Below are 7,303 nucleotides of genomic sequence, written 5' to 3' on the forward strand. Positions count from 1 at the left end.
TTCACCGCCCCCACGGGCGAAGGATGGTCGGGCCGGTCCCTGAGCGCGGCCGAAAAGAACACGCAGGGGGCGCTCCTGGCGCTCAAGGCCGAAATCGGCAAGGCCGTCGTCGGCCAGGACGGGGCGATCACCGGCCTCATCGTCGCCCTCGTCGCGGGCGGGCATGCACTGCTGGAGGGCGTCCCGGGCGTCGCCAAGACCCTCCTGGTGCGCACCCTCGCGCGCGCCCTCGACGTCGAGATGGCGCGCATCCAGTTCACCCCCGACCTGATGCCCGCCGACATCACCGGCTCGATGGTGTGGGACGCGGGGCGTTCCGAGTTCGTCTTCCGCGAAGGTCCCGTCTTCACGAATCTCCTCCTCGCCGACGAAATCAACCGCACGCCCCCCAAGACGCAGTCCGCGCTCTTGGAGTCCATGGAGGAACACACCGTCTCCATCGACGGCGCGACCCGCGCGCTGCCTGACCCCTTCATGGTGATCGCGACCCAGAACCCCGTCGAATACGAGGGCACCTACCCGTTGCCCGAAGCCCAGCTGGACCGCTTCCTCGTCAAGCTCGAGCTGCCCCTTCCTTCGCGTGAGGCGGAGATCGACATCGTCGCACGCCATCAGGCGGGTTTTAACCCCATGTCCCTGGCCGAGGCCGGCATCCGCCCGGTCGCGGGTGCCGCCGACATCCACGCCGCTGCCGTGGCCGCCTCTCGCGTCGAGATTGCGCCCGCCGTCATGGCCTACCTGGTCGACGTGTGCCGCGCGACGCGCACCTCCCCCGCCGTGCGCCTCGGTGTCTCCCCGCGTGGCGCCACCGCCCTGCTGCGCACCTCGCGTGTCTGGGCGTTCCTGCAGGGCCGAGGCTTCGTCACCCCCGACGACGTCAAGACGATGGCGCCCGTGACGCTCGCGCACCGCCTGGGACTGCGTGCCGAGGCCAACCTCGAGGGCGTCACGGCCACCGACGTCGTCTCGGGTGTCCTCGCGGCGACCCCGGTCCCCCGCTGAGGCCTCCATGATCGTCTCGGCGCGCAGCGCGCTCCTCGTCCTCGTCGGGCTCATCCCGCTCGCGTTCGCCCCCTCGCGGGCCTTCGCGTGGGGCTGGTTTGGCATCATCGTCGCCACCTGCGTGCTCGACGCGCTCGGCGCCCCCTCGCCGCGCACCCTGCGCCTGCGGCGCGAGGTGACCGGCCCGATCCGCGCCGACCAGACGACCACGGCCACCCTGCGCCTGTCCAACACGACGAAGCGGCGCATGAGCCTGGACGTGCGCGACGCGTGGCCGCCCTCCCTGAACCCCTCGCCGCCGCGCCGACGCGTGTCCATCGGTGCGCGAGGCGCCGAGAAGATCTCCACGACGCTGTCGCCGACGCGCCGCGGAACCCGTCACGCCGACGTGGTCACGATCCGTTCCTGGGGGCCGCTGCACCTGGGCGCACGACAGGTCTCCATCGCGGCGCCCCTGACGCTGTCGGTCCTGCCCGAGTTCAAGGCGCGCGTCCTGCTGCCCTCGCGCCTGGCCCGACTGCACGAGCTGGAGGGCACCACCCCGACGACGCTGCGCGGGGCCGGAACGGAGTTCGATTCGCTGCGCGCCTACGTCCTGGGCGACGACCCCCGCGACATCGACTGGAGGGCCTCGGCGCGCGCGCCCGAACTCATGGTGCGCCAGTGGCGTCCCGAACGCGACCGCCACGTCGTCATCGTCGTGGACTGCGGGCGTGCCGCGTCGGCGCTGCTGGGCGCCCCCGAGCGCATGGAGGTGGATTCCATCGCCCTGGGCTGCGCGCCGCGCCTGGACTCCTCTATCGAGACGGCGTTCCTCCTCGCTGCGCTCGCCGACCGGGCGGGCGACAAGGTCCACGTCCTGGCAGCGGACTCACACGTTCGTGCCCGCGTTTCCGGCGTGCGCGGCCCGAAGATCATCGAGACGCTCGCTCGCACCTTCACGGACATCTCCGCGCGCCTGGACGTGACCAACTGGTCGCAGGTCGCGGCCACCGTCGAGCAGACGGTGCACCATCCGGCCTTCGTCGTTATCGCCACGAAGATCCCGCCCGCGGGCATGGAGACAGAGTTCACGGATGCCCTGTCGCGCCTGACCGAGCGCCACACGGTGCTCGTGGCCTCGGCGACGGACCCGGACGAGCTGCGCGCGCGCCGCGGCCGCGCGGACGCCGAGGAGGTCTTTTTGGCGGCCTCCGCAGCCCTCTCCCAGCGCGCGGACGAGGCCGGGGCAGCCGACGTGCGTCTCGCCGGCGCCCTCACGCTCGAGGCCTCCGCCGACCTGCTGCCCGCCCGCACGGCTGATCGCTACATCGAGCTGAAGAAGAGCGGGCGCCTCTAGCGGGCGCCTCTAGCGGTCGAGCGGAGACCTAGCCGGAGACCGGCTGATAGTAGCCGGCGTCGGTGCCGACGTCGGAGCTTAGCCCAGCCCGATCGGCGCGGAGCCCGAGGAGGAGGATGTAGGCCCAGGCCGCCGCCGTCAGGAGGAGGCCGAGGGAAATCTTGAGGGCGTCGGGCAGCTCGGAGGGCGTCACGAAGCCCTCCAGGAATCCGCTGCCCGCCAGCAGGATCGCGCACCCCACCGCCACGGTCATCGCGGCTCGCGCCGCCTGCCCGACGGCCTGGAAGCGCGACGCGGGGCCCGGGACCAGGAACGCCCAGAAGATTCGCAGCCCGGCCGCGATCGAGATGAACACCGCGGTCAGCTCGGGCACGCCGTGGGGCAGGATGAAGCGGAAGAAGTGCCACGCGCCCCCATAGGTGATGACGACCGCGGCGGAGGTTCCCAGTGAGACCGCGTTGTCCCACAGTATTTTGAGGGGGTAGAAGCCGGTGATGCCGGTGCCGATGCTGATCAGGGTGATCCAGGCGTTGTTCGCCCACACGGACACGCCGAATTCCGCGTGCGTGTCCTGGCTGTAGTACTCGACGAACTCGGACTGCGCGTAGGTGCGCAGCCTCTCGGGGCTGCCCAGCTCGTTCATTGCCTCGGGGGTTGTCATCATGTAGTGGGCCTGGATCGCGCAAAGCGCGATGAAGACGGCCATCACCCCCAGGATCACCCAGCGGATGCGGTACAGGGCCAGCGGCAGGGAGACGACGAAGAAGCGGGCGATGACGGCGCCCGTGAGGCCGCCGGTGCCCGCCAGGCGCCCGCGCGCGGCCGACAGGATGCGCGAGAGCTCGGCGATGACGTCGGGGTCGGGACTCATCGTGCGCACGCGCGCCAGGTCCGTGGTAGCGCTGCGGTAGAGGCGGTCGAGCTCGTCGATGTCCTCGCCACTCAGTACGCGGGCGCGCGTGAGCTCATCGAGACGTTTCCACTGGTTTTTTCCGCTTACCCGCAGCACATCGATGTCCATTGGACTAGCGTGTCACATATGAGCGCGCAACGCATCGAGTCGAGCGACTTTCAGGATGATTACGTCCGCACCGGCGAGGCGGTGAGTCTTGACGTCTCCCCCGCGTCTCCGATGGAGAGGATCGCCTCCGCCACGATCGACGGGACGACGTATGTGGGCGCCATGTTCATCCTCATCTTGATCGCGACCAAGACCTGGTCGGGCGACTCAGAATCGGCTCTGCGCATCTTCATCATTGCCCTCACGTCCTCCACCTTGTTCTTCGTCCCCTTCGCGGTCGAGGTTGCCACCGGCGGGCGTTCGCTGGGCAAGTGGGCGATGAACCTGCGCGTCGTGCGCGACGACGGTGGCCCCATCACGGCGCGCCACAGTGCGGTTCGTGTCGGGGTGGGGATCGTGGAGAACTGGTTGTCCCTCGGGGCCATCGCCCTCGCGTCGGAGTTTTTGAGTTCCAAGGGCAAGCGTCTGGGTGACCTGGCCGCCGGGACGATGGTGTGTTCGCAGGGCTCCGCTGTCTTCTATCCGCCACTCGTGATGCCCCCGGGGCTTGAGGTGTGGGCTGCCACCGCGACGATCCTGCCCCTGGATGATGAGCTCGTCGCCGAGGCTCGCGCGTTCTTGGGCACGAACCGCTCCCTGAACAGGGCGCTGAGGATCCAGGTCGCGACCTCCCTGGCGGATCGCCTCTCCCGGCGCGTGCAGACTCCCCTGCCCGAGGGGCTTCACCCTGAGCTCGTGATTGCCGCCGTACTGGTGGCGCGCAGGGATCGGGAGTGGTGGCGCGAGATCGAGCGGCGTCACCGGGGCGCGCAACGCTTCCACGAGGCGACCAAGCCCCGCTTCGGCCTGTAGCGCTCAGTCCCGGCCGGCCCCTTCCTCGCCGTCGACGACGGTGAATTGGGCGCGCCGACGCGCATACGGGCTGGAGGGATCCAGGGGGCTGGAGGTGTCGGGGTTTCCCACGGAGCGCGCCGAAGCGTAGGGCCCGGTGCGTGGGATGCGCGCGTCGGGGGCCGAGGCCGGGGCCTGCTTGGCTTCTTGGGCGACCCTTCGGACAGCGTCGACCAGAGCAGCGAGGTCATCGCCCGAGGGCGGGGCCGGCTCGAAGGTGGTGGCCAGGCGCACGACCTGCCAGCCCAGGGGCGCCTTCAGGTTCTGGGCATGTTCGTCGCACAGGTCGTAAGAGTTGGGGTCCACGACGGTGGCGAGGGGGCCGACGACGACCGTGGAGTCACGGTAGTCGTAGGTGAGGGTGGCGACGGCGACGGCGGAGCAGCCGGGCTTCGAGCAGTGTCGTTGGGCAATCACGCCACTAAGAGTACGACACTCTGTGCCCGCATCGCGCGCTCCGGCACGCCGTGGTCCTACGCTGGTGGGGTGTGTGCGAGCCGACGCCATGTTTCGAGCCGCGACCGGCACGGTCGCGGTCCTCGCGGTCCCCTCTTTTTCCCGGGGACCCCTGCCTGGCGCACACGCCGGGAGGACTTTGATCTGATGGTCGGCGAGCTCGTGTCGGAGCTGATCGGGCGCTGGCCGCAGGTCGCGACGATCGAGTTCGCGGTCGAAGACGTTCCCCCGTCGAATCCCGCGTCCTGGGAGTCTCACAACGTCGTCGTAGCCCGCATTTTTCCGGCGGATCGACGCCGGGGCTTGCACGACCGGATCGTCGTGTATCGCCTGCCCATTACGCTGCGCTGCCAGCCCGAGGAGGTGGGTGTGGTGACCCGCCGGGTCCTGGTGGAGCGGATCAGCCACATCCTGGCGCTGCCGCCCGACGAGATTGACGACGCGATGCGCTGAGGCGCTGGCGCCGCGGGCCTCGCCAGTGGCCCCGTCGGCTCCCCGTCACGCGGGCCTCGCTAGGAGGGGCACGGACCTGGTCAGTTGTTGGTGCGGATGGATCCGTGCACCGCGCTGATGCCTTCGGTGCCCACGTTCCAGGTCGTGGTCATGCGCCCGACTGCCGTGTCGGCGGAGACGACAACGGCGGCCTGGATGGGCGAATCGGCGTTGATCTGAGCGGCTTCCTCGGGCAGCTCGACGAGAGTGGGCACTCCGGGGGCAATCGACACGGTGCGTCCGCCAACGGTCACCGTGACGGCGCCGGGGGTGGAGGGGCTGGTGCCGGTGGACTGGGCGGCGTCCTGGTTTCCGGTCTGCGCGCTCGTGGCCGCGGGTGAGGGGGAGGCCCAGATGTTCGGGGTCGCCGTGGGCGCGGGTGTGCCGGACTGCTCGTCGCCGTCCTGGCGGGAGGCCTCAGCGCCGGTGGCTGGCGCGTAGAGCAGCAGGCTGGCGCGCGTCGCGCTCACCCCGGAGTCCGTCGCCACCGAGGTGTCGCGGATCGGCGAGGTGGACAGCACCTGCGTCGCCATGGACTCCAGGGTGCGCCGACCGGGGATGTCGGCCTGCGTGAGCGAGGTGGCGGGCGCGGCATTGGAGCGCATGATCCATGCGTTCGCGCGCTCGGCCCACGGGGCGCCCAGCGTGATCGTGGTCGTCTGCGCGACGATCTCCCGGTCGGAGGAAACGATGAGGGCGATCGGCGTGGAATCCTTGGAGGCGCCGTCCAGGGGCATCTCGAGGGTGCTGCCCTGGGCCACCGTCGCCTGCCCGCCGCCGAGGGGGTGAACGCCGTCGGAGTCCGCGACGGACACGCTGACGTGCGCCTCGCCCGAGGGCGCGAGAAGGCGCAGCAGTGAGGTACCCGAGGGGTCGACGCCGAGGATCGTCTGGGTGGTCGCCGGGACGACCGCCGAGGCGAGCGTCGTGCCCTGGGGGATCTCGCCGTTCATGAGCGAGGCTTGGGCCCAGGCGGCGACTCCTCCCCCGTCGGCCTGCACGTGGACCGCGAGGGAACCTTCGTCGGGGAACCATCCGGCCAGCAGCACGGACACGGTAGTCCCGGCGGCGACGGTCACCTGACGCGGGGTGGCGTTGATGGGGCCGGTCGCTGCGTACCCGTCGACGCTGACGACCGAGGCGGTGGGGCCGGGGTTAGACAGGATCAGGACCATGTCGGCGCCGGAGGTGGTGGCGCCCGCGGCGATCCACTGGGAGGTACGCGGTGCTGCGCAGCCGACGGCGCTGAGCCCGGCGAGTTCACCGCCGCCCTGCCCCACGAGGGTCAGCGCGGTCGGGATGACGCCGCCGACGCCGGTCACCGAGGCCGGAGCCGGGCTGATCGGGGTGCGTGACAGGGAGGACCATGTGGTCGCGGCCGCGACGTTCGTCGTGTTGAAGGGGTCGACGAGGCCGGTGGGGCAGGCGAGCTGGACCTGCGAGGGGTGGGCGCTCTGCTCACTGCCCTCGACGCTCGTGGGTGCGGAGTCGATCAACAGGGACCCAGAGGCGAGCACCGTGGCCCCGAGCCCGGCGAGCGCGATGGCACCCAGGGAGGCGATCCGGTGCACGTTCATCTCTTCCTCCACACGGATAGTGCGCTGGCCGCTGCGATGACCAGGCTGATGCCTGAGGCGATGCGCCAGGGGATGATCCACCAGGCGTCGTAGGTGACGGTGAGGTGACCGGCGGCGGGCATGTCGAAGGCCTGCGCCCACCCGTCGACCGGGTCGGCGGGCGCAAGGGGGACTCCGTCGACGAAGGCTCGCCAGCCCGAGTCGGCGCGTTCGGCCAGGACGAGGGTGCCGATGGCGTTGACGTCGCCGTCGACGCGCAGCTGGGAGGCGCCCACGGGGCTGGTGACGCCCGCGGGGGATTCGACGCGCACGCGCGAGGGCGTGGTCGCGTCCGGGCGCACGCGCCACACCGTCCCGGAGTTGGTGTCGCCGACCTTCTCCAGGCCGGCCGCACGGTCGAGGCCGAAGGCGAGGGCCTGGGCGCCGCTGGCGCCGAGGGGGACCAGGATCGTGTCGACGTCGTGGGCGGCGAGGGTGTCCACGGTCGCGTCATCGGGGTAGACGACGAGCGTGTAGGCCGCCTGC

At 70.8% G+C, this 7,303-nt stretch carries 7 protein-coding genes and 1 pseudogene; 4 read left to right on the forward strand and 4 right to left on the reverse strand.

Going from position 1 to position 7,303, the window contains the following annotated elements; translation table 11 throughout:
* The coding region (locus tag HMPREF1138_RS03270) for an AAA family ATPase (protein WP_009056507.1) at positions 1-1,002 on the forward strand (1,002 nt) is incomplete at its 5' end.
* A 7-nt stretch (positions 1,003-1,009) separates the two neighbouring features.
* Positions 1,010-2,341, forward strand: coding sequence for a DUF58 domain-containing protein (locus HMPREF1138_RS03275; RefSeq protein WP_009056505.1), 1,332 nt, complete (start codon positions 1,010-1,012; stop codon positions 2,339-2,341).
* Positions 2,342-2,369: 28 nt separating this feature from the next.
* Here the strand turns inward: HMPREF1138_RS03275 and HMPREF1138_RS03280 are convergent, their stop codons facing one another.
* On the reverse strand, positions 2,370-3,362 hold the full coding sequence (locus HMPREF1138_RS03280) for a stage II sporulation protein M (protein WP_009056501.1): 993 nt from the start codon (positions 3,360-3,362) through the stop codon (positions 2,370-2,372).
* A gap of 18 nt (positions 3,363-3,380) precedes the next feature.
* Between HMPREF1138_RS03280 and HMPREF1138_RS03285 the strand changes: the two genes are divergently transcribed.
* Positions 3,381-4,214: an RDD family protein gene (locus HMPREF1138_RS03285; RefSeq protein ID WP_009056503.1), complete on the forward strand. Its 834-nt coding sequence runs from the start codon at positions 3,381-3,383 to the stop codon at positions 4,212-4,214.
* Positions 4,215-4,217: 3 nt separating this feature from the next.
* Here HMPREF1138_RS03285 and HMPREF1138_RS03290 read toward each other — a convergent pair whose 3' ends face one another.
* Positions 4,218-4,670 (reverse strand): DUF3499 domain-containing protein, encoded by a 453-nt coding sequence (locus HMPREF1138_RS03290; protein WP_009056490.1) that lies wholly within the window; start codon positions 4,668-4,670, stop codon positions 4,218-4,220.
* A gap of 186 nt (positions 4,671-4,856) precedes the next feature.
* On the opposite strand from HMPREF1138_RS03290, the gene HMPREF1138_RS03295 reads away from it, so the two are divergent.
* The gene (locus HMPREF1138_RS03295) at positions 4,857-5,162 is read left to right on the forward strand and encodes a metallopeptidase family protein (RefSeq protein ID WP_009056487.1); all 306 of its coding nucleotides are present in this window, start codon (positions 4,857-4,859) and stop codon (positions 5,160-5,162) included.
* Positions 5,163-5,242: 80 nt separating this feature from the next.
* Here the strand turns inward: HMPREF1138_RS03295 and HMPREF1138_RS03300 are convergent, their stop codons facing one another.
* Both HMPREF1138_RS03300 and HMPREF1138_RS11215 read right to left on the reverse strand, forming a co-directional pair.
* Entirely contained in the window at positions 5,243-6,778 is a 1,536-nt protein-coding gene (locus tag HMPREF1138_RS03300) for a DUF5719 family protein (protein ID WP_009056510.1), read from the reverse strand.
* Positions 6,775-7,303 (reverse strand): annotated as a pseudogene (locus HMPREF1138_RS11215) (glycosyltransferase family 2 protein); the annotation flags it as partial. The gene HMPREF1138_RS03300 and the pseudogene HMPREF1138_RS11215, both read right to left, overlap by 4 nt.

Source organism: Actinomyces sp. ICM58 (assembly GCF_000283035.1).
In the GTDB taxonomy this organism is placed as follows: Bacteria; Actinomycetota; Actinomycetes; order Actinomycetales; family Actinomycetaceae; genus Pauljensenia.

Bases quoted from the DNA above. Each gene is read 5' to 3' on its own strand.
- HMPREF1138_RS03275 (WP_009056505.1), top strand. From the start codon at position 1,010: ATGATCGTCTCGGCGCGCAGCGCGCTCCTCGTCCTCGTCGGGCTCATC.
- HMPREF1138_RS03280 (WP_009056501.1), bottom strand. From the start codon at position 3,362: ATGGACATCGATGTGCTGCGGGTAAGCGGAAAAAACCAGTGGAAACGT.
- HMPREF1138_RS03285 (WP_009056503.1), top strand. From the start codon at position 3,381: ATGAGCGCGCAACGCATCGAGTCGAGCGACTTTCAGGATGATTACGTC.
- HMPREF1138_RS03295 (WP_009056487.1), top strand. From the start codon at position 4,857: ATGGTCGGCGAGCTCGTGTCGGAGCTGATCGGGCGCTGGCCGCAGGTC.
- HMPREF1138_RS03300 (WP_009056510.1), bottom strand. From the start codon at position 6,778: ATGAACGTGCACCGGATCGCCTCCCTGGGTGCCATCGCGCTCGCCGGG.